21 protein-coding genes and 1 pseudogene are annotated in these 21197 nt (G+C 69.5%); 12 read left to right on the forward strand and 10 right to left on the reverse strand.

Annotated elements, in window-relative coordinates:
- Positions 1–436: 436 nt before the first annotated feature.
- The 10 genes and pseudogenes from ACZ6D7_RS45890 to ACZ6D7_RS45935 all read left to right on the forward strand — a co-directional run bounded on the left by ACZ6D7_RS45890 (position 437) and on the right by ACZ6D7_RS45935 (position 7396).
- Positions 437–583, forward strand: a complete 147-nt coding sequence (locus tag ACZ6D7_RS45890) for a hypothetical protein (protein ID WP_469504578.1) — start codon at positions 437–439, stop codon at positions 581–583.
- The gene (locus ACZ6D7_RS45895) at positions 584–1447 is read left to right on the forward strand and encodes a JmjC domain-containing protein (RefSeq protein WP_469504581.1); all 864 of its coding nucleotides are present in this window, start codon (positions 584–586) and stop codon (positions 1445–1447) included.
- 124 nt (positions 1448–1571) lie between these two features.
- Positions 1572–2273, forward strand: coding sequence for a DUF3865 domain-containing protein (locus ACZ6D7_RS45900; RefSeq protein ID WP_469504584.1), 702 nt, complete (start codon positions 1572–1574; stop codon positions 2271–2273).
- Positions 2273–2707, forward strand: a complete 435-nt coding sequence (locus ACZ6D7_RS45905) for a GFA family protein (protein WP_469504586.1) — start codon at positions 2273–2275, stop codon at positions 2705–2707. Before ACZ6D7_RS45900 ends, ACZ6D7_RS45905 begins: the two co-directional genes overlap by 1 nt.
- Before the next feature lie 767 nt (positions 2708–3474).
- Positions 3475–3711, forward strand: coding sequence for a hypothetical protein (locus ACZ6D7_RS45910; RefSeq protein ID WP_469504587.1), 237 nt, complete (start codon positions 3475–3477; stop codon positions 3709–3711).
- Complete coding sequence (locus ACZ6D7_RS45915) at positions 3689–4273, forward strand: RNA polymerase sigma factor (protein WP_469504590.1); 585 nt, start codon at positions 3689–3691, stop codon at positions 4271–4273. Before ACZ6D7_RS45910 ends, ACZ6D7_RS45915 begins: the two co-directional genes overlap by 23 nt.
- Positions 4266–5330 carry a hypothetical protein gene (locus ACZ6D7_RS45920; RefSeq protein ID WP_469504593.1) on the forward strand — a complete coding sequence of 355 codons (1065 nt, stop codon included), beginning with the start codon at positions 4266–4268 and terminating at the stop codon, positions 5328–5330. Before ACZ6D7_RS45915 ends, ACZ6D7_RS45920 begins: the two co-directional genes overlap by 8 nt.
- Positions 5331–6129: 799 nt before the next feature.
- Positions 6130–6204: pseudogene (locus ACZ6D7_RS45925) on the forward strand (RNA polymerase sigma factor); the annotation flags it as partial.
- Between the two features lie 142 nt (positions 6205–6346).
- A complete protein-coding gene (locus ACZ6D7_RS45930) occupies positions 6347–6574 on the forward strand; it encodes a sigma factor-like helix-turn-helix DNA-binding protein (protein ID WP_469504595.1) in 228 nt (75 codons plus the stop codon).
- Positions 6575–6586: 12 nt separating this feature from the next.
- Positions 6587–7396, forward strand: a complete 810-nt coding sequence (locus tag ACZ6D7_RS45935) for a hypothetical protein (RefSeq protein WP_469504598.1) — start codon at positions 6587–6589, stop codon at positions 7394–7396.
- On the opposite strand, the gene ACZ6D7_RS45940 is transcribed toward ACZ6D7_RS45935, so the two are convergent.
- The 10 genes from ACZ6D7_RS45940 to ACZ6D7_RS45985 all read right to left on the reverse strand — a co-directional run bounded on the left by ACZ6D7_RS45940 (position 7397) and on the right by ACZ6D7_RS45985 (position 18252).
- Entirely contained in the window at positions 7397–7588 is a 192-nt protein-coding gene (locus tag ACZ6D7_RS45940) for a DUF427 domain-containing protein (RefSeq protein WP_469504601.1), read from the reverse strand.
- A gap of 521 nt (positions 7589–8109) precedes the next feature.
- Positions 8110–8997: an anchored repeat-type ABC transporter permease subunit gene (locus tag ACZ6D7_RS45945; RefSeq protein WP_469504604.1), complete on the reverse strand. Its 888-nt coding sequence runs from the start codon at positions 8995–8997 to the stop codon at positions 8110–8112.
- Positions 8994–9758, reverse strand: coding sequence for an anchored repeat-type ABC transporter ATP-binding subunit (locus tag ACZ6D7_RS45950; protein WP_469504606.1), 765 nt, complete (start codon positions 9756–9758; stop codon positions 8994–8996). The genes ACZ6D7_RS45945 and ACZ6D7_RS45950 overlap by 4 nt, the downstream gene beginning before the upstream one ends.
- Positions 9751–11310: a TIGR03773 family transporter-associated surface protein gene (locus tag ACZ6D7_RS45955; protein ID WP_469504608.1), complete on the reverse strand. Its 1560-nt coding sequence runs from the start codon at positions 11308–11310 to the stop codon at positions 9751–9753. The genes ACZ6D7_RS45950 and ACZ6D7_RS45955 overlap by 8 nt, the downstream gene beginning before the upstream one ends.
- Positions 11311–11315: 5 nt before the next feature.
- Positions 11316–12851 carry an anchored repeat ABC transporter, substrate-binding protein gene (locus tag ACZ6D7_RS45960; protein WP_469504611.1) on the reverse strand — a complete coding sequence of 512 codons (1536 nt, stop codon included), beginning with the start codon at positions 12849–12851 and terminating at the stop codon, positions 11316–11318.
- 85 nt (positions 12852–12936) lie between these two features.
- Positions 12937–14619, reverse strand: a complete 1683-nt coding sequence (locus ACZ6D7_RS45965; protein WP_469504613.1) for a choice-of-anchor M domain-containing protein — start codon at positions 14617–14619, stop codon at positions 12937–12939.
- Positions 14619–15266 (reverse strand): choice-of-anchor M domain-containing protein, encoded by a 648-nt coding sequence (locus ACZ6D7_RS45970; RefSeq protein WP_469504616.1) that lies wholly within the window; start codon positions 15264–15266, stop codon positions 14619–14621. Before ACZ6D7_RS45970 ends, ACZ6D7_RS45965 begins: the two co-directional genes overlap by 1 nt.
- 288 nt (positions 15267–15554) lie before the next feature.
- Complete coding sequence (locus ACZ6D7_RS45975; RefSeq protein WP_469504620.1) at positions 15555–16436, reverse strand: metal ABC transporter permease; 882 nt, start codon at positions 16434–16436, stop codon at positions 15555–15557.
- Complete coding sequence (locus ACZ6D7_RS45980) at positions 16433–17299, reverse strand: metal ABC transporter ATP-binding protein (RefSeq protein WP_469504622.1); 867 nt, start codon at positions 17297–17299, stop codon at positions 16433–16435. The genes ACZ6D7_RS45975 and ACZ6D7_RS45980 overlap by 4 nt, the downstream gene beginning before the upstream one ends.
- A gap of 11 nt (positions 17300–17310) precedes the next feature.
- On the reverse strand, positions 17311–18252 hold the full coding sequence (locus ACZ6D7_RS45985; RefSeq protein ID WP_469504625.1) for a metal ABC transporter solute-binding protein, Zn/Mn family: 942 nt from the start codon (positions 18250–18252) through the stop codon (positions 17311–17313).
- A gap of 290 nt (positions 18253–18542) precedes the next feature.
- Between ACZ6D7_RS45985 and ACZ6D7_RS45990 the strand changes: the two genes are divergently transcribed.
- A complete protein-coding gene (locus tag ACZ6D7_RS45990; RefSeq protein WP_469504650.1) occupies positions 18543–18815 on the forward strand; it encodes a DUF1490 family protein in 273 nt (90 codons plus the stop codon).
- Between the two features lie 12 nt (positions 18816–18827).
- Entirely contained in the window at positions 18828–21125 is a 2298-nt protein-coding gene (locus ACZ6D7_RS45995) for a heavy metal translocating P-type ATPase (protein ID WP_469504629.1), read from the forward strand.
- The last annotated feature ends 72 nt before the right edge of the window (positions 21126–21197 follow it).

Genomic DNA, 21197 nt, shown 5'->3' on the forward strand with positions numbered 1-21197 from the left:
CAGCCGCTCACCCGCAGGCGCCCTGACCTGCCCCACCCTCGCCACACACAAGACAACGAGACACAGCTGCCTAAGTCACCAGCATTGGAACTAGGTCCCCACCCCACGGCCCGAGAACGACCGGCTGCACCTTCAGCCCCGACCGTCAGGAGACAACCGTGAACAACGCCTGGCCGCCCACCCCGGACTTCTGGACCACCCAGTTCCCCGACCGCACCAGCAACAGGACCACCCCGCACCTGTTCAAGAAGCTCATCCCGGCCGCCGCCGCCAACCCCGACCAGGTGCTGGCCGGACTGGCCGCGATGCGCCGCGCCCACGCCGCGAACACCCCCTCGGTCGCCAAGGCCCGCGTCTACGTCGGCGAACAGCGGCGCGACGACCTCGCCCAGACCGTGCTCAGCACCAACGCGTGGGACGACGGCGCGTTCGTGCCGTGGATGCAGTCATCGTCGACTCCGACCGATTCAGCCTGGTCCTCAACAACCTGGAGACCACCAACCCCGAACTGGCCGCGAGCCTGGCGCAGTTCCTGCGCTCGCTGTTCGAGGGCTGGGGTGTGCCGATCGGCGGCGTGGAGTAGGTGGCATTCGCCGGGAACTACTCGGGGACCGCGTTCGGCATCCACGAGGGCGGCGAAGACGCGTTCCTGTGCCACCTCGGTCCGGGCACCAAGGACTTCTACTGCTGGTCGGCCGAGCTGTACGCCAAGCTCACCGGCGGCCAGGACCCCACCCTCGGGGACTACCAGCACCTGCTGGAGCAGGGCGAGTGCTTCGTCATGGAACCCGGTGACGCGCTCTTCCTGCCCAAGCGGGTCTTCCACGTCGGTCGCCAGGACACCTTCTCGATCTCGGTGGCCGTGCCGTTCTACACCTACCCCGAGGACCGGCTGCTGCGGATCTCCGTGCTGCCGGAGCTGCTCGAGGAGGTCCTGGGCGAAGACCCCGACGACGCCTTCGGCGTCCAGTCGCCCATGTACGACGCGCAGGACGCCGCCACCACCGCGGCCCGGCGCCTGACCGAACGGGCCCGTACCGCGCTGACCACGGCCGACGACCGGCTGGAGGACCACGTAGCCCGCCACGTCCAGAGCCGGCTGGCGGCGCTGTGGAGCGACGGCGGGTGGGAGCCGCAGGAGGACGACCTGGCCCGCACCAACGCGGCCGCCGCCTTCGACGCCGACCAGGTCCGGCCCGGCGCCCGGGTGTCCATCCCGGCACCGTACGAGCTGCACGTCACCGGCCCCCAGCAGGCCTACCTGCGCGGCGTCGCCGTCCCCTGCGACACCACGCTGCTCTCCGCCCAGCTGGTCGCCGACCTCAACGCGCGCCGCACGCTCACGCTGCCCGACGACGAGGCGCTGTGCTCCGTGATCGCGGCCCTCGGCGCCAGCGGCGGACTTCACCTCACCACCGACTCGACCACCCCGGAGGCCACGGCATGACCCCCGAGAACTCCCTCGTCCAGGCCTACCTCAAGGCGTTCCCCGAGACCCGCAGCGCCATCAACGGCGCCCTGATGGGCTCGTTCACCAACGGCGACGTCCTGGTGAGCAGGCACCTGGCCCGATGGTCGACTGGATCTACCGCAATATCGCCGACCAGGTCGCCGCGGCCAAGCTCACCGAGGACCAGGCGCGCATGTACATCGAGGAGCTGAGCGTCTTCGCCCGCTACAACGCCCAGTTCCTCAAGGCGGCCGCCACCAACGTGGAGGGCTTCTGCCCCGAGCTCGCGCACGAGCTGCGCCGCAACCACCTGGAGGAGGGCGGCGAGCGCGGCAGGGTCCCCGCGCACTACGTGCTCTACTCCAACGCCCTGCTCGCCGACCTCGGACTCCTCGTCAACGGCCACGTCCCCGCCCCGGAGACCGCGCTGCTGGTGGACATGCACCAGTGGATGGTCGGCTCCCACATGCCCAGCCTGATCGCCGGCGCCTACTACGCCACCGAGGCCGTGGCCATCGCCGAGACCGAGATCCTGCGCGACGTCACCAACCGGTACGGCGAGCTGACCATCCAGAAGAGCGGCAGCGACCTCAAGAAGCTGCACTACTACTACGAGCTCCACCTCGACGACGAGCACGAGGCGGCCCAGGTCGAGGGCCTGAGCGTCGAGGCCGCCCACATCGAGGGCCTGGCCCGGTTCATCAGGGAGAGTGAACTCTTCCACATCGACCTTCCGCAGGCCGTCGACGGGTTCCTGCAGATCCTGGAGGCAATGGCACACTGGTGGGCTCAACTCGCCCTCCGTGCACGGGAGATGATCTGATGAACGCCACCCCCGCCGTGGTCGAGGCGGCTCAGGAACGCACCGGCGGATGCCTGTGCGGGAAGATCCGCTTCACCGTCCGGGGCAAGGCCGTCTACCCCCACCTGTGCAGCTGCGAGCACTGCCAGAAGCTCGGCGGCACCCCGGTGATGTGGTGGGCCGGCTGGCCCGCGGACGCGATCACCTGGACCGGCGAGGGTGGCGAGCCGACGTACTTCACGACGTTCAAGGACGAGGCTCAGCGCGGCTTCTGCCCCGACTGCGGTGCCCGCATCTCGGCGATCGACAGCGACATCCCCGAGCTCGGCATCAACGTCACGGCCCTGGACGACACCAGCGGCTCCGATCTCTTTCCGGTCAACCAGTCCTTCAAGGACAACGCGGTGCCCTGGCTGCCGGTCGTGGCAGACGCCCAGCACAGCCCGGTGGGCTGAGACCCGCACCCCGGAGGGGGAGCGCAAGGGTAACCTGCGCGCCCCCTCCGGGCCCTGCCGGGATCGTCCTGCGCCGCGTACGGCTCCACCTCACGCCCGCCCAGGCCCAGGAGATCCCACCGTGCTCACCCCGCACGCCACGTTCGGGGTCGACGGCCTCGGAGCGGACGTCGTATCGGTCGTCCGTCTGCTTGCCGGCGCTCATGAAGTCGGGGCCGGTGGTGGGGGTGGTGTGCTGGCGGGCGGCTGCGGTGCGGAGGTCGTCGTCGGTGTACGGGTCGGTGCTCATGGGTGCCTTCGTGGAGGAGTAGCTGCCGGCGGTTGCGCGATCGAGGCCACTGAAGCGGGCCGTGGCCGGTGGTGTCGCGCTGTCGCGAATATGAGCGGCCGGGCGGACGGCGGCGGCCGCGGCAGGCCAGGGGTGCTCGCCGGCGTTGTTGTCGGGCGATATGAGGATGTCAGCGGGCGACGACATGATGTGTCAGTCGAGGTGTTGGTGAGGTTTGTCTGGGGGCTAGCGTCAGCCCAGCGCCGACCGACGCTCGACGAACACCGGGATCCTGGTGATGGGGTCTGAGTGGTCTCGGTCGGAAGTCAGGCCGCAGTTGCGTATTTGGCGTCTCCGAGCCCCCTTACCAGTAGGACAGAGCTCGCGACCTCCCTTCGGCATCCGACGCCGTGACCTGGTGTTTTCACACTGGGGGCCGCTTCTTGCTTTAAGAGGCAGACGCGGGGCATGGCGCACCGCCAACGTGGAGGAGCAAGGCATGGATCCAGTGAGCGCAGTTGTGACGGTGGTGACGATGCTGCTCGGCTACATGGTGCGCGCGGCGTATCGGGCGATCAGAGAGAAGGCCGAGGTACGGCGTGCAGAGGTCGCTCAACACGGGTTGTCCGAGCGGGTCCGCTCCCTTCCTCCTGGAAGTCGGCTGACCGAGAAGTCGGGTGACCGCGAAGTCGAGATCGTGGTCGGCTCTCCCGTTGACCGCGCTGGAGAGAGGTGAAGTGACTGAACTCCCGGTGCCTGACGGACACGCCGGGCCGCAGCAGCATCTGCGGCCCGGCGTGCCTTCCCAGGCTGATGACTTCGATGCCTTCTATACCCGCGAGATGCGTCGGCTGATGGTGTTCTTGGTGTACCTGGGCGCCACTGTGTATGAGGCTGCCGACGCCGCCCACGACGCGTTCCTGAAACTACTGCCCGACAAATGGAGGACCTTGGACCATCCCGAGGCGTACCTGCGGGTCACGGCGTATCGCTGCTACCTACGCCACGCCACCAACAGGTGCGTTCCGACTGACTCAGTACCCGACCGCCCGTGTGGCGCATCCCCAGTTGACCAGGTACTCCTGACCGACGAACAGCAGCGGGTGGCCGAAGTGCTCCGCCAGCTTCCGCCGGCGCAACGAGAGGCGATGGCCTGGTCCCTGGACGGTTTCACCCACGAAGAGACAGCCCTGCACCTCGGAAAGAAATCGTCGGCAGTTCGCCAGAACCACCGGCACGCTCGTCTGAGGCTGCTTGATCTCCTCAATCTCAGGAAGGAGGGGGCGACCCATGAGTAACCCCAACCACGACGACGGCGTCAACGCAGAGGACGCCCTCGACGCCCTCCTTGCTCGCCACCACGAGGGCCTCCTGGAAACAGTCGGCGCCGCACTCGACGCGGACGCCGGTCTTGCAGAGCGCCGCATGTCCTTCTTCCGCAAGCGTATGGAGCTGGAAATCTTGGCGCTCGACGCCGACTGGAAGAAGTCGCTGATCCTCTTGCTCGCCATCGCCAGCCGGGGGCGGAACTCGGTCAGCGTTCTCGAATGCGTCACGGCACTCAGGATCTCCGCGGACACCCTCGTCCGAGGAGTCCAGCGGAGCAACCTTGGATCTTTCATCGAGATCCGGGGCGACATCCTGGTCGCCCGCCAGCAGGACACGCTCTTGGACTTGATCGTCACCTCCATGGGCACCCGCGGAGCCCTCACCTCCCTGCGGGAGTGCATCCAGAACTTGTCGCCCCTGGTGAACCAAGACAGCCGACACATCCGCAACCGGGCCGCCATGCTCGTCCGCTACGCGATGACGCAGAAACTGTTGACCAGCATCTTTCCGGACGACGACGACGTCGAGCAGTTCTACGAGGAACTGCACCCCCAGTTTGGCGACTGGAACGCCCGCTACTGGGAGCAGCGGGCGCTTCACGCGAAGCACCGGAACGACTGGTCCCGCGCCGAGTCCTTCGCCGAACGCGCAGTGAGCCTGCTGGATGACGCCTTCACTCGGACCATCTGCGGCACGATTCTGATCAACAAGGCCCACTACCTCGCCACGCTGGGCGAGAGCCGGTGGCAGGAGTTCTACCTCCGCGGCAGGAACCACTTCGACGTGGCTCTGTCCGCCGACCGCACGAACGTGGTGACGGCCTTCGCGTACCTCCAGTCGGCGATGTCCCTGGCGGAGACAGCGCGGGAGTCGGGCGTGGCGGACTGGGACGGTCCGGTGGCGGACCTCCTCCGCGAGTGGCAGCAGATCTACAGCGGCCTCCGCCTGGGCGGCAACCTGGCACTGGACTCGGTCCGCCAGGCCGAAGCCCTTTCCCGACGCTGGACAGAACTGGCCAAGGCCTGACCCGCCGCCGCGTTCGACTGGCCCGCCGCGAGCTGGGCGCGGCCGGGTGACTCGGGGTGTGGAAGTGGTCGCGGTGGCCTCGTCGTACGCGGCCAGCGTCCGATACAGGGTGGAGCGGCCGACGCCGAGGTGCACGGCCATGGCGGTGACGGATTCCTTGGCGTCGCGGCGGCGCAGGGCGACGGCGAGCATGTCGGCGTCGACGGCCGGCCGGCCGCCGTGGTTGCCATTGGCCGCGGCGGTGTCCAGGCCGATCAGGGTCCGCTCGTAGATGAACTGTGCGACATCCCGTGGGTTCCCCTGAGCCCGACTGAGTCCCCAACCCCGTGGCCAGGGGGTTCTTTCCCCTTAGAGTGCTCTGCGACTCTGTGACGTAACTTCGGCGTGTCGCCATCGGCGACGCGGAGGTCGTGCATGCTGCGCCGGACCTCGATCACGGACACCCCGGCCCGACCGAGAGCTCGCTGGACGTCGTCCACGTCACCGCTCTGGAAGTGAAGGTGGGCACCGACCGTGTCCGCCGCGACCCACGCACTGAGAAATACGCGCTCAAGGGCCGACCACGCAGTGATGCGCTCCCACAGTTCACCACGTGTAGTAGAGCCCACTCCACGTATGCGTCGACCCCTACGACAGAACTCCCTTACTTGGGCCTGTTGCACTCGTGCCAGTGGTGGACATGTAGAGGCAGGCGCTACGGAAGGAAGCCATGCCCATCGACACCGAGGCCCAGTTCACGGACGTGTATCGGGCTCACTACGAGGATGTGCTGCGGTTCGTGCGCCGCCGTGCCCACCCGATGAACGTCGACGACATCGTGGGTGAGACGTTCCTCGCTGCGTGGCGCCGCCGACGCGAGCTTCCCCGTAATCCGCGGCCGTGGCTGTTCGGTGCCGCACGCAACGTGATGCTGAATGCGGACCGCAGCATGCGCCGACATTCCGCACTCGTGGTTCATATCCAGCAGGCCACCGTGGTCGGCGGCCACGAAGCGGCGGTCGACCACGGTGGCCCAGGTGGACAGCCGGATCGATCTCGTTGCCGCCTGGCAGTCACTCACCCCGGCCGACCAGGAAGTCCTCGCGCTGCACGTTTGGGAGGGACTCGACGCCCGAGACGCGGCCACGGTCCTCGGCTGCACTCGTGCGGCCTACGCCATGCGCCTGACGCGCGCGAGGCGGCGCCTCGCCAGCCGCCTCAACACCGCCGCCCCCGCATCGCCCGCCCTCTCGCTGACGCACTGACAGGAGCCCCTCATGAAACACGATCTCCTCTCCCGCCTCACTGAGTTCGACGCCGCACCGCGCACCGAACCTTCCGCCGCCGACCTCGACCGAAAGGAACGGCTGCTGCGGACGATTCTGAGCGACACCGAGCAGACCAGCCGCTCCGTCGTCGCCGCTTTCCGCCGCCCGCTCGTGCGACGCATCGCGTTGCCCGTGGCCAGCGCACTCGCCGCGGGCGCAGCCGTGCTGGCCGTGCCGGCCGATCCGCCCAAACAGGGCGGATCGGGACCGCTGTCGGCGGCGGAAGTGGCCACCTGGACCAGCACCACTGGTGACGTGAACGCTGCCAGCAGCACCAAATCCTCCCCCCTGGTCTGGTGCCTCGAGGAGGCGAAGAAGGCGTCCGGGGAAGGAGGGGGAGGTGACCTCAGCAACGTGGACATCCGCGGCACCATCCAGTCCATGATTGTCACTCGACACGGCAACGCGGCGTACTGCCTGGCCGGTTCGGACGGCTCGGGCGTGGCTGTGGCCATCGGTCCGCCGGTCGAGGTGCCCGCGGACGGCACCACACTGGACGCGCAGGGTGTCCTGGGCAGTGGCTCGGCTCGGTTCCATTACGCGGTCGGCTCGATGGGCTCCGACGTGAAGGAGATCACCGTGCGCGATCACGGACGCACCGTCCAGGCCACCGTGCGGCAAATCCGCACACTGTCGTACGGCCGGTGGACCGCCTGGTGGCCGGACAGCGACTCCCATGACCTGCTGACTGGCACCCTCACCCTCACCCTCACCGATGGCACGACTCGGACCGTCACCGGAGACTCGCTGATGAGGTAATCAGGAGATACGCCCGTCGACCTCGAGGCTGTAGTAGCGGGCTACTCCCTTCCAGAAGCAGAGCGACCTGGTCCTGCTCGGCGTGAGGTACTGCCGGTGCAGAGACTCGGGCGGGAAGTAGTGGTTGCCCTCGACGATCACCGTGCGCGGGGTCTCTGCGATCACCGTTCCGTTCCATACCGCACGCAGCATGGCCTTGCTCCTCACCGTGAACCCGGGACGGTACGTCCTGGGAGCCCTCACGCTAGGCGGGCCCGGTCGGACGGTTCAGTGAGGACGCTCACCAACCGCGCTGCCCGCCCTGGTGAGGATGCGGCACACCTCAGCGTCGGCGCGGTCGGCCTCACTCGTGACGGTCTTGGTCATCTGTGGCCTTTCTCGTAGTGAGCAGTTACCTCTCCGAACCGATCCCCCCGGCATCGATGCGCGGTCGCGCGAGCACATCGGCGCCCCGGAGGCGGCGCGCACAGCGGAGCCGTCGGAATCGGAGCTCGACCCCGCCCTGCCCTGTCTTCCGCCCGGACCACAACACGCGTCCGAGGCAGCGGGCAAGGGGGCGGAGTGAACGTGCGCTACGGGCGACGGATGCCGCGGCATCCGTCGCCCGTGCGTCCGTCGCAACCCCATGGGCTGCCGGAGCCACGCGGCACCCGCACCCGTGTGGCGACCGCGACGAGCGGCCCCGCAAGGTGCGCGGGGCCGCTCGTCGGGCGTCATCGTCCGGCGGACACGGGGACGGCGGCAGTGGGGTCCGGGCGTCGGACGAGTTTCGCGAGCAGGCCGTGGCGGGGTGCCAGACACCAGGTGAGGGCGAACAGGGCGGTGAGGACCACGACCACGGAGCCGCCCGCGGCCAGGTCGTACGTGTACGAGACGTACAGGCCCGCCACGCTTCCGGTGCAGCCGATGAGCGAAGCCAGCAGGGTCATGGCCCACAGCCGCTCGGTGAGCATGCGCGCCGTGGCGGCGGGGGTGATGAGCAGGGCGAGGACGAGGATGTTACCGACCGCCTCCAAAGACATCACGATCGTCGTGGTGACGAGCACGTACAGGACCAGGTCGAGACGGAACACCGGCAGGCCGGCGGCGCGTGCCGCCTCCCGGTCCAGGCTGACGGCGACCAGTTCCTTGCCGATCGCCAGCACGACGAGAATCAGAACGGTCCCGATGGCGGCCACGGTCCACACGTCCGACGCACTGACCGCGAGGACCTGGCCGAACAGGAACGAGGACAGGTCTGTTGTCCAGCTGTCGCGCGTGGAGACCAGGACGATGCCCAGTCCGAAGGCGAAGGCGAAGAAGACGCCGATGACGGTGTCCTCCTTGAGCCTCCGGTTCTGGGAGACGAAGGCGATCAGCACGGCGGTGGTGATGCCGGCCGCGGCGCCGCCGAGGAGCAGGTTGCCCTCGAAGGCGTAGGCGAGCGCCACGCCCGGGAACGCCGAGTGGGCCACCGCGTCGCCGATGAACGCCATGCCGCGCAGCACGACATACACGCCCACCACTCCGCACACCAGGCCGATCACAGCGGCCACGGCGAACGCCCGCTGCATGAAAGGCAGTTGCCAGGGATCTGTGAGGAAGTTCAGGAGATCGCTCATGAGGTCGTCACCGCCGCGCCGATCGCCCGGTCGAGGCCGAAGGCCCGCAGCATCTGGTCGGGGTCGGCGAGAAGTTCGGGGCCGCCCTCTGCGACGACCGTACGGTTGATCAGCGCCACCCGGTGGCAGGTGCGGGCGGCGGCCGCCAGGTCGTGGGTGGTCATCAGCAGCGCCCTGCCCTCCGCGGCCAGCCGGCCGAACAACTCGTTGAGCAACTCCTGGGTGGGCGCGTCGACGCCGGTGAACGGCTCATCCAGGAGCAGGGTGCGCGGCCCGGCGGCCAGCGCGCGGGCCACCAGGACCCGCTGCCGCTGACCGCCGGACAGCTCACCGACGGGCCGCCGGCGCAGGGCGGTGAGCCCGGTCAGCTCCAGCGCCTCGTCCACCGCCGCCCGGTCCGCCGCGCCCGGGCGGCGCAGCCAGCCCATCTGCCGGGTGCGGCCGGTGAGGACCGCGCCCGCGATGTCGATGGGGAAGTCCCAGGCGAACTCGTGCCGTTGGGGCACGTATCCGATGCGCTGCCCGGCACGGCGCCCATTGCGTCCTTCGACGGTCACCTCGCCCGCGGCCAGCGGAACGAGCCCGAGGACGGCGCGCAGGAGGGTTGTCTTGCCGGCGCCGTTCGGTCCGATGAGGCCGACCAGTTCACCTGCGTCGACGGTCAGGTCGGCCTTCTCCAGGGCCGTCCTGCCGCCGAGGAGGACGGTCGCGCCCGTGACCCGCAGCAGCGGGCCCGCGCTGTCGGCCGGGCTGTCAGCCATGTGCGGTCCTTCGGCGCCGGGCGGCCAGGAAGGACGTGGCGCCCAGGGTGGTGAGGGCGGCGGCGGCCGAGCCCAGGAGTACGGCCTGACCGGCGCCGGTGGAGGCCATCGATCCGCCGGAGTCGTCCGTCGAAGAGCCGCCAGTGGAGCCGGACCCGGAGTCGGATGCGGAGCCTGCCGTGCCCGAGGAATCCGAGGAAGATGAGCCGGACGTCCCGGAGGTTCCCTTGCCGGAGCCGTCGCCCGGCGTGACCGTTGCGGGGTTGGTGTCGCCGATCACGAACGTGACCGTCTCGGTGTCGGAGACCTTCGTGCCGTTCGCGAGCGTGCCGCTCATCGTGAAGGTCAGCCGGTACGTTCCTTCCTTGGTGAACGCCCACCCGCCGTGCGCGTGCGTGTTCTGCGCGACGTCGAAGGCGTCCGGCACCCCGTCCTTGCTGTTGAACAGGACGTTGGCGCCGGACATCGCGTCGTACGTGTAGAGCGCGTACGTGCCCGGACCGTCGACCTTGGTGAGTGAGAACTCCACGCCTCCCTTGCTCGCCCCGGCCTCTATGTTGTCCGTCGACCAGCCGGGCCACAGCAGTCCCTCCTGCTGCACCTGGTCGAGCAGCCACACCGGGTCGCCGCCCTTGCCGAGGAACCTGAAGTCGTCGCTGTCCGGCAGGGTGTTCTTGGCCGCGGGCTTGAGGTGCAGGACCACCGAGGAGGGCTCGCGCCAGGTGGTCTTCCCCGAGACCGTGCCGTCCTTGATGTGGATCTGCAGCTTGCCGTCGACGACGCGCGCGGCGAAGTCGACGTGGCCCTCGTCGAGGACCTTCCTCTCGGACACAACCTCGGTGGCAGCCGTGGTGGCGGCCAGAGCGGTGCGCCGTTCGGCTGCGGCCGACTCCGGCACAGCTTTGCCTGCCGCTGTCGGAGTCTGCGCCTTCTCGGAGGTTTCCTCGGTGGGGGTCTCCTCGGCGACCGGTTCCTCGGTGGCCCTGTCCTCCCCGTCCGCCGTCGTGTCCCCGACCACCACCGTGTACACGGTCCCGACGGACAGCTCCCGCCCGTCAGCCGCCGTGGCCTCGGCGGAGAAGATGACCTGGTACGTGCCGTCCTCGCTGAACTCCCAGCGGGTCTCGCCCTCTTGGCCCACCGGGAGCTTGTGCTCGTCCGGCAGGTCGTCCGCGCTGTCGAACAGCAGCGCGTCCTCGGCGGTGCCGCCTTCCTTCTCGTCCTCGGCCGCGTACACCTTCAGATCGCCCGGGCCGTCGAGCCCGGTCAGCGACCACCGCACGGTGTCCCCAGCCACCGCGCCCTCGGGTACGCCGGTCGTGTCCCACCCGGGTGCCGAGGCGTCTGTCACGTCCACGCCGCCGACCTCGATCACGTGGGCGCCGTCCGCCGGATCCAGCGTCAACGCCCCGTCCCCATAGGCGATCCGGCCGAGGCCGGGTCCTGCCCTACGTGCCGTACTGTCGTCCGCGGCGGCGACCGCGCCTCCCGCCAGTCCCACCGGTGTGGCCGCGAGGACCACCGCCACAGCGACCTGCTGAACTCTCCGCATGCCCCTCATCGGGCGTCCTCCCCCAGGCACTTGGCGAGCTCCGTCGCGTTGTGCCGCATCATCGATACGTAGTCGTCGACCTTGTCGTCGAACGAGTCGCCGTAGATCGTGCAGATCCCGACTCCCTCGTCCTCCGCGACCCGGCGCAGCACGTCGGCGCGCGCCGCGAGGTTCGGCTCCAGGAACACCGACGGGACCTTCTTCTCCCGGATGGTGTTGCCGAGTTCCTCGACCTCGGCCGCGCTCGGCTCCTGGTTCGGCACGGGCACGACGAACCCCGCGATCTCCATGCCGTTCGCCTTGGCGAGATATCCGAAGGCGTCGTGTGTGGTGATCAGCTTCCGGTTCTGCTCCGGCACGGTCGCGAGCTTCTTCGCGACCTCCTCGTCGAGAGCCCCCAGCGTCTTCAGATACGCGGCGGCGTTCTTCTCGTACGTGGCCTTCCCGTCCGGGTCCGCCTTGATCAGCTCGGTCTCGATCCGCCGCACGTACGCCTCGGCGTTGGCGACGTCCGCCCAGGCGTGGGGGTCCATGTCGCCGTGCACGTGCTTGCCGATCACGGCCTGCGGCAGTACCCACAGCGGGTCGCCCGCCTTGCCGAGGAAGGAATACGGCTCCTCCTTCGGGACGGCCGCCTTGGCCCGGTCGGGCACGTTCAGCACCACGTCGTCGGGCGGGAGGCGCGCCGGCTCACCACTCTTGTCGTCGTCCGCGCGGACGTACACCTTCCCGGTCTCGGCGTTGAGGGCAACGTCGGCGTGCCCGCCGTCGAGCACGCTCGTGCCCTCGGGTGCCTCGGTGTCGTCGCCGACGGTGAAGGTGAAGGTGCCGGTGCCGATCTCCTCGGTCTTCCCGTCGAGGGTCTCGGTCTGTCCCGCGACGGTCAGCCGGTACGTTCCGGGCTTGCTGAACGCCCAGTTGACGTGCGTGTGCGCCTCGGGCGGCAGGGTGAAGGAGTCGGCGTCGTCCAGGCCGTCGGCGGAGTCGATGTACACCTTGGGCTTGCCGAGCGTGTCGGTGAGATAGACACGCAGCTCGCCGGGCCCCTCCAGCTTCGTGGCCGTCGTACGGACCTGGGAACCGTCTCCCGCGACCTCGCCCTCGACGGCCCAGCCGAGCCACAGCACGTCGAGCCCGAGATCCTCTTCCAGCTTCATGACCGTGCCGCCGTACTCCTCCAGCTTCTCGGCGACCTCGATCTTCGGGGCGGACTTCTGGGCGTTGGTGTGAACCATCTTCATGATCCCGGGCTCTTCGAGCAGCAACCCGTTGCTGAACACGATGTCGGCCTCGGCCACCTTGGCCGCGTCGCCGGGGCTCGGCTCGTAGGAGTGCGGGTCGCCGTGGTGCGGCACGATCGACGTGGCGTCGACGCGGTCACCGCCGACCTGCTCGACGAGGTCGGCGATGATCGCGGTGGTCGTCGACACCGTCAACTCGGCATCGGACGAGCCGGCTTGAAGCCCGCTGCACCCGGACAGTAACGCGCTCGCCGCGATCAGCGCGGCGGTGGTGATGGTGCGTCTGGGATGGCCCCTCATGGGGCTCCTCCTTCTCTCGAACACGACAATGCCGCGTACGACGGACCGGGGGCTGCCAGACGCCGGTCCGTCGTACGCGGAGCTTTCACTGAGCGGTACGGCGACGTCGTACGAACAACACCGCGCCGCCACCCATGAGCACAGCGGCCACAGCAACGCCCGCGATCACACCGACCTGCGCACCGGTGGAGGCAAGCCCACCCGCCGCCGAAGTGCCGCTGCTGCTGCCGCCCGTCGACGAACTTCCGCCGGTACCGGACGAGCCGGAACCCGGGTCTGTCGCCGGGGCCGAGGCGCTCGGTGATTCGGACGCGGACGCCGACGGGGACGCGGTCGCGGTGGCGGTCGGCGTCACGGAGGTAGACCCCGACGGCGTGGCCGTCGGCGTCGCCGTCGGTTCGTCCCCTTCACCCGGCGTCACGGTCGACGGATCCGTGTCGTCCCCGACCACCCAGGCGAGGGTCTCCGTGTCACTGACCTTCGTGCCGTTCGCGAGCGTCGCGCTGACCGTGAAGGTGGTGCGGTAGACGCCCTCGGCGCCGAACACCCAGTCGAAGTGACTGTGCGTGCCCGCACCGAGGGTATGGGCGTCGGGCAGACCGTCACCGCTGTTGAGCGAGATGACCGGGTCGCCCATCGCGCCGTTGTGGAACATCGCGATGTTGCCGGGGCCCTGCACGGAGTCCAGCCGGAAGGAGACGCGGCCGTCGAGGTCCGCCTTGGCGAACTCCGTGGTGTTCCAGCCCGGCCACACGATGCCGGCGTTCTGCTGCAGCGGCAGCCACCACACCGCGTCGCCCGGGGCGCCGAGGAATTCGTACCCCTCCGGGATCTTCCGCTTGGCGGCGGGCCGTACGTGCATGACGACCTCGCCCGGCTCGTACCACTTGTGGTTGAGCTCGGTGCCCTCCTTGATCTGGAACTCCAGGTCGCCGCCTGCCGGGCGGGCCGCCAGGTCGACGTGTCCCTCAGCGATGACGTGCGCCGCCGGGGCGGAGGGTGACGGGCTCGCGGTCGCCGAGCCGGTCGGCGAATCCGTCGGGGAAGCCGTGGGAGTGGAGCCGTCACCGGGCAGGACGGTCGACGGGTCGACGTCGTCGCCGACGACCACGGCGAGGGTCTCGGTGTCCGAGGAACCGCCGCTCGTCACGGTGAAAGTGAGCCGGTGGACGCCCTCCGCAGTGAACTGCCAGACGGGAAGGAGCCGTTCCTCGTCGCCAGGCAGCGTGAAGCTGCGCTGAACGGACTCGACACTGCCGAGATACGGGATCGCCGGAGCGTCCTCGTTGTCCATCTCACGGGTGTAGGCAGCCATACCGAAGTCGCCAGGACCTTCGTATCCGGACAGCGTGACCTCGGTGTCGTCTCCCGCCGCGGAGCCGTTCCAGCCCGGCTCCGGCGCGAAGATGTTCTCCGCCTCCCAGCCATTGAGCTGCCAGGAGTCCATGTTGGTCGTGCCGAGCGCCGTGGCCACCGGGTCCGGGGTGTACTGCAGGGAGGACGCCGGAGCGTGCAGCACCACCTGGGACGGCTCGCGCACGACCTTCGTGTCGCCGCTGCGGTCGTCGATCTGCAACTGGAGCTTTCCGTCGGCCAGTCGGGGCGTGAAGTCGAGCTCGCCCTCGTCCAGGACGACGGCACCGCCGGCGGCGCGGGCGTTCCCGCTGCCACCGGCGGCGGCCAGCCCTGCCGCGCCCACGAGCACCGCGGTCGCCGCGGCCAGGGCCGCGGCGGTGAAGGCGCGTCTGTCGCGCGTCAGGGCCGGCATCACGAGCTGACGACGACGGTGTAGGTCTCGGTGGCGGACTCCTCGAGAACACCGTTCACCGTGCCGGAGACCTTGAACTTCAGGTCGTAGGTTCCGGCCTCTTCGAAGGCCCAGTTGGCGTGGTTGTGGGTGGCGACGGCGAAGGTCCGGGACTTGAAGCTGGTGGTGGCGGTGTTGCTGTCGAACCAGCGGCTTCCGCTGCCCGCGTAGATGCTGAAGTCCTCGGTGGCCGCGCCGTTGCGTGTGGCGCTGACCAGCCGGTAGGTGACGTTGTTGTTGGCGAAGACTCCGGTGGTGAGGTGCTCGGTGGAGATGCCCGGGAAGAGCACCCCGGCCGCGTCGGCCTCGGCCTCGGTGTCGGGCAGCAGCCAGATCTGGCTGCCGGAACCGAGGAAGCCGTAGCCCGGGTTGGTGACCTTCGCGGCTGCCGGTACCGACAGGGTCACGTCGGCGGGCTCGTACTCGGTGTCGGTCTCCTCGTCGTGGACGTGGAGGTGCAGGTCGGCGCCGTCCCACTCGGCGTCGAGGACGTCGACGTGGCCGCTGCTCAGGGTGGTGGCGGCGAAGGCGGAGGTGTTGAGACCGGCCGTGGCGAGCGCGGCGGCGGCGATGCCGGTGACGGTCAGCAGGCGTCTGTGGGTACGCAAGAGAAACCCCCATGGGTCATGTTCATGCCCGCCCGGGCACAACAAAGACGATAATCGTTTTCATAAACGATTGGCAATGAGATGGCGGTGATGTCCGGAGGCGTGAACGGCCGAGCGTGGCACAGGGGAGTTGGAGGCGAACCCCGATCTGCGGGACCGAGGGAGCGCACGCGCCGACCACCGTGTTCACCGGCGGCACGAGCGGCGTCACTACCTACGGCGCGTGCCGCCGCGCGTATCAGTTGAAGCGGAAGATCAGAACGCAGGGAGGGTAGGCACCAGCGTTGGTCACCCAGGCTCGGGAACGGTTCGTCCGGTTCCCCACTTCCGAGTCCGGTGAGTGCCCAGCAGTCGGCAGACGATGTAGATCGTGAAGGAGATGGTGGTCACATAGGGGCTGATGGGGATGCTGCTGCCCAGAGCCAGCAGGATCCCACCCTCGATGGAGGCCACCGCGAACACCAGGCTCAGCACGGGCAGCAGCACCGGTGAGGCCGTGACCCGGGCCGCGGCGGCCGCCGGGGTGACGAGGAGGGTGAGGACCAGCAGCGCCCCGACGATCTGCACCGACAGCGCGACCGCGAGCCCCAGCACGATCACGAAGGCGAACGACAGCCCACGGACCGGCACTCCGCGCGCCTCGGCCACCTCCGGGTCGGCGCTGGCGAACGACAGCGGCCGCCACATGACCGCCAGCGCCACGAGCACCACGGCCGACGTGCCCAGCAGCCACGACATCTGCGGGGTGTCGACGGCGACGATCTGTCCGGTGAGGAGACCGAACTTGTTCGCCGCCCGCCCCTCGTACAGGGCTAGGAAGAGCACGCCCAGCCCGAGGCCGAAGGGCATGAGGGTGCCGATCACCGAGTTGCGGTCCCGGGCGCGGGAGCCGAGCAGGCCGATCGCCCCGGCCGCGATGAGCGAGCCGATGATCGACCCGCCCACGATGTTCACGCCCAGCAGCAGGGCCGCCGAGGCGCCGGCGAAGGACAGCTCGCTGATGCCGTGCACCGCGAACGGCAGGTCCCGCATGATCACGAAGACCCCCACCAGGCCGCCGACCAGGCCGAGCGCCACGCCGGCGATGAGGGAGTTGCGGACCAGGGCGAGCAGTTCGCCGTAGTTGTCGAAGCTGAAGATCTGCTGCCAGATCCCCTCGGCGATGGTCATGGCCGTACTCCGTGCTGCAGTTCGGCGTGATGCGGCGGCTCGGCCACCTCGTCGGGGACGCCCACAACCATGATCCGGTCCCGGGCCCGGACGACGTCGACCTGCGTGCCGTACAGCTGCGACAGCGCCTCCGAGGTGAGCACCTCGTCCGGTGTGCCAACCCGGTAGCTGCCGCGAGCGAGGTAGAGCACGCGGTCCACCAGGCCGAGTACGGGGTTGATCTCGTGGGTTACGAAGACCACCGCGGTGCCGTGGGAGCGGCGCCGGGCGTCCACCAGTTCCGTCACGGCGCGCTGGTGGTGCAGGTCGAGGGAGAGCAGCGGTTCGTCGCAGAGCAGGATCCGCGGATCCGTCGCGAGCGCCTGTCCGATGCGCACGCGCTGGCGCTCGCCGCCGGAGAGCAGGCCGACGGGGACGTCCGCGTACTCGGCGGCCCCGACCGATTCGAGGACCTCGTCGACCCGGCGGCGTACGGCCTTTGTGCGCAGCCGGGGTCCGAAGCCGTGGCCGTCGATGCCGAAGCGGACCAGGTCCCGGGCGCGCAGCATCGCGTGCGCGGACAGCGTCGCGTGCTGCGGTATGTAGCCGATGTGCCGGCTGCCGTTGCGGGGCGGGCGGCCCAGCACCGTGAGCGTGCCGTCGGACAGTTGGCGCTGGCCCAGCAGGGCACGCACGAAGCTGGTCTTGCCCGACCCGTTGGGTCCCAGAACGGCCAGGAACTCCCCGGGCCGTATGTCGAGATCCAGGCCCTGCCACAGCACGCGCTCGCCGTAGGACAGGGCCGCGCGGCGCAGGCTGACCACCGCGGCGTCCGTGTCACGGTGCTCGGTCCGGCCCTCGCGGGCACGGGGCAAGGAGGCCACGGTGGGCTACCTCACTTGGCCAGCGCGCTCGCGAGCGCGTCGATGTTGGCGGTCATCCAGCCGAGGTAGTCCTTGCCCTCGGGCAGGGTCTCGGTCACGGCGACAACGGGAATCCCGGCGTCCTTGGCCGCCTGCTCGACCTTCTCGGTCTGCGGGCCGGAGGTCTGCTCGTTGTAGACCAGCGCCTCGACCTTCTTGTCGGTCAACAGCGCCAGCGTGTCCTGCAGGGTCCTCGGGGAGACGTCGTCGCCCTCCTCGATGGCCTCGCTGAACTCCTCGGGTGTGGCGTTTTTCAGCCCGCTTGCTTCGACCATGTACAGCGGCACAGGCTCGGTGATGGCCACCTCCGCGCCGCCGTGGTCCTTCTTGATCTGCGCTTCCTTCTCCTCCAGCGGCTTCAGCTTCGCCTTGAAGTCCTCCGCGTTCTTGGTAAAGGCGGCGGCGTCGTCGGGGTCGGCCTTGGCCAGGGCGGCGGCGATGCTGTCGGTCACCTTGCCGACGGTGGGGAAGTCGTACCAGACGTGCTCGTTGAGCTCCCCGCCTGCCGGGGCGGTCTTGCCGGAGACATTGACCGCGTTGATCACCTCGGCGGAGGAGTTGTCGCTGCTCTTCAGCAGCCGGTCGATGAAGTCGTCGTAGCCGCCGCCGTTTTCGACGACGACCCTCGCCTTGGACAACGCCAACTGGTTCTGCGTGTCGGCCTCATAGGAGTGCGGGTCCTGGTCGGGGTTGCTGATGATCGAGGTGACCTTCACCTTGCCGCCGCCGATCCGCTCAACTATGTCTCCGTACACGTTCGTCGAGGCCACCACCGGGATGGCGGACGAGGAGGCGGGGTTCTGAGAGGCGTCGGTGCCGCTTGCGGAGTCGGATGAGTTGCCGCAACCGGCCAGGAAGAGCAGGGAGGCGCTGGTTATCAGCGGCGCCAGACGTCGGGACGAGCACGCACGCATGGAGGATCCCTCCGTGAGTTGTCCGCCGAGTTCAGCCTGTCCCGGCTTCGGCACCACGCTGGATGAAGACGGATGTCAAGAACATGCCCGGCCATCCGATATGGAAGTCCTTACCAAGAACTTAACGCGCGTCGCCGTGACCTGCGCGGCCACAGCGTGCTGCGGCGGCTGATGCACGATGTTCGCCACGGGGCGAGAATGGACTTACCGCGTCGAAGACGGAGGAGTCCGCCGCGCGGAAGGAGAGCATCATGCATCCTGCCGCTTTCGCAGGTGCGGTCGTGGGCCGCATGTCGCATTACGCCTTGTCCGGAACCGCCGGCGTACTGGTTCTGCGGGGGGCCGCCAAGGTCGCGCCCAAGGCGAAACCCGCGGCCCGCAGGCTTCTGGTCAGCGGCATCGCCGGCGGCATCACGACCGGGCGGTGGCTCGGGGAGGCTGCCGAGGAGGCCCGCCTGAAGGCCGGAGACGTCCTGGCGGAGGCCCGAGATCAACTGGGTGAGGAGGCGCCGCCGCCCTCGGCGGTCGGTGTCGAGGGGCACGATCACGACCACGAGCACTGAGAGGCTGTTGCCATGTCCGGCCCGTCCGCATCCGGCGACGTTCCGGCGCCCGGCTCCGGCTCCACCCCCGCTCCTGCACCCGTCCCGGGGGCGGGCCCCATCCCCGGTCCGGCCTCCGACTCCGGCTCCGGTGTGGTCGTGCGGTCCGCCGCTGCAGGCCGGGTACGGATGACGGTTCCCTGGTTGCGGGCGCGCCCTGGTTGCGCCGGGATCGTCGACGAGCGGTTCACGGATCTGCCGGGCTTCAGGGCGTTGCGCATTTTCCCGCGTACCGGTGCGGTGATCGTCTGGGTGCAGCCCGATCTGGTCGACGTGGACCGGCTGGTCGCCGCCCTCGCCGAGGCGCCGCCACCGGGGGTGCCCGCCCGGGCCAGCCGGTCCGTGCCCGATTCCTCCACGGGGGAGGTCGCGCGGCTGGTGGTCGGTGGTGCGGTGCTCGCCCTGGTGGGGCTGCGGCGGCTGCTCGGCCGGCCTCCGTGGACGCCGGGGGGATCGGCGGGCTTCCTCGGCGCGGTGACGGTCTTCACCGGGCTGCCGTTCTTCCGCGGCGCCGCACGCACCCTCGGCGGCAGACGCCACGCGGGCACCGATCTGCTGGTGACGACGGCGACCGTGATCTCGGTCGTTCTGCGTGAGAACGTGGTCGCTCTGATGGTGCTGTGGCTGCTCAACATCGGTGAGTTCCTGCAGTCCATCACTCTGCGCCGGACCCGGCGCGCCATCGAGGAACTGCTCTCCATCGGCGAAGAGCGGGTCTGGCTGGTCCGCGACGGCGTGGAGGTGGAGGTCGATCTCACGGACGTCAGGACCGGGGACGTGGTCGCGGTCTACGAACACCACCGCATTCCCGTCGACGGGACCGCCGAGTCCGGAGAGGCACTGGTCGACCAGGCGGCGATCACCGGCGAGGCGCTCCCGGTGTACGTGCAGCCCGGCACCGAAGTCTACGCTGGCACCATCGTCTCCACCGGCTCCCTCACCGTGCGGGCCACCTCGGTCGGACAGGACACCGTCGTCGGGCGGATCATCACCCGGGTCGAGGAGGCGCAGGCCGACCGCGCCCCGATCCAGACCGTCGCCGCCGCCTTCACCCGCCGCTTCGTACCCGTCTCCTTCGCCCTCGCCGGGATCACGTACGTCCTGACCCGGGACGCCCGGCGGGCGATGACCATGCTGCTGATCGCCTGCCCCTGCGCCGCGGGCCTGGCCACCCCCACCGCGATCAGCGCGGCCATCGGCAACGGCGCCCGCCGCGGCACCCTCATCAAGGGCGGCACCCACCTGGAAGGCATCGGCCGGGTCACCGCCGTGGTCTTCGACAAGACCGGCACCCTCACCCTCGGCCGCCCCCTGGTCACCAGCGTGGTCACGCTCGACGAGACGGTCACCGCCGACGAGGTCCTCAGCCTGGCGGCATCCGGCGAGCTGCACGCACGCCACCCGCTCGCCGAAGCCATCGTCCGGCGCACCGAGGAACAGCACCTGCACATCCCCATTCACCAGGCGTGCGAGGTCGTCCTCGGCATGGGCGTACGCGCCGAACTCGACGGCACCCGCCTCCTGGTCGGCAGCCCCGCCCTGCTCCGCCGCCACGGCCTGGAACTCTCCGAGGTCGCCCAGGACTGGACGAGCCGACTGCGCGCCGCCGGTGAGACCGTCATCTGCCTGGCCCACGACGACAGGCTGATCGGCATGCTCGGCCTGTCCGACGCGGTACGCGGGGGAGCCGACACCGTCGTCCGCCAGCTCACCGAACTCGGCGTGACCCGCATCGCGCTGCTGACCGGCGACGCACCCGAGACCGCCCAGGCCGTCGCCGACACCCTCGGCATCACAGAAGTCCACGCCCACGCGCTGCCCGAGGCCAAACTCCAGCTGATCCGCGACCTCCAGGCAGAGGGGCACACCGTGGCCATGGTCGGCGACGGCACCAACGACGCACCCGCTCTGGCCCTAGCCGACGTCGGCATCGTCATGGGCGCCCACTCCTCCCATGTCGCACTGGAGACCGCCGACATCGCCCTGGCCGGAAACGACCTGCGTAATGTCGCCGCCGTCGTGGAACTCAGCCGGCACACCCTGCGCGTCGTACGGCAGAACTACACCCTCGCCATCGGCGTCAACCTCGCCGGCCTCATCGCGAGCGCCGGCGGCTCCATCAACCCCGTCCTTGCCGCCCTGCTCCACAACACCAGCAGCATCGCCGTCGTCGCCAACTCCGCCCGACTCGTGCGACACACCCCGCACCTCCCGAGCGACGCCGCCGGACGACTGCGGGCCGCACCGCTGGAAGAGCGGCGCGTGCGCTGATCGGGCGCCGTCGTCCTGCCCATACTCATACGCAGGACACGCGCAGGCCGAAGCCCTGGCTGCCTCGCTCAA

The sequence above is a fragment of the Streptomyces sp. NPDC041784 genome (assembly GCF_055591025.1).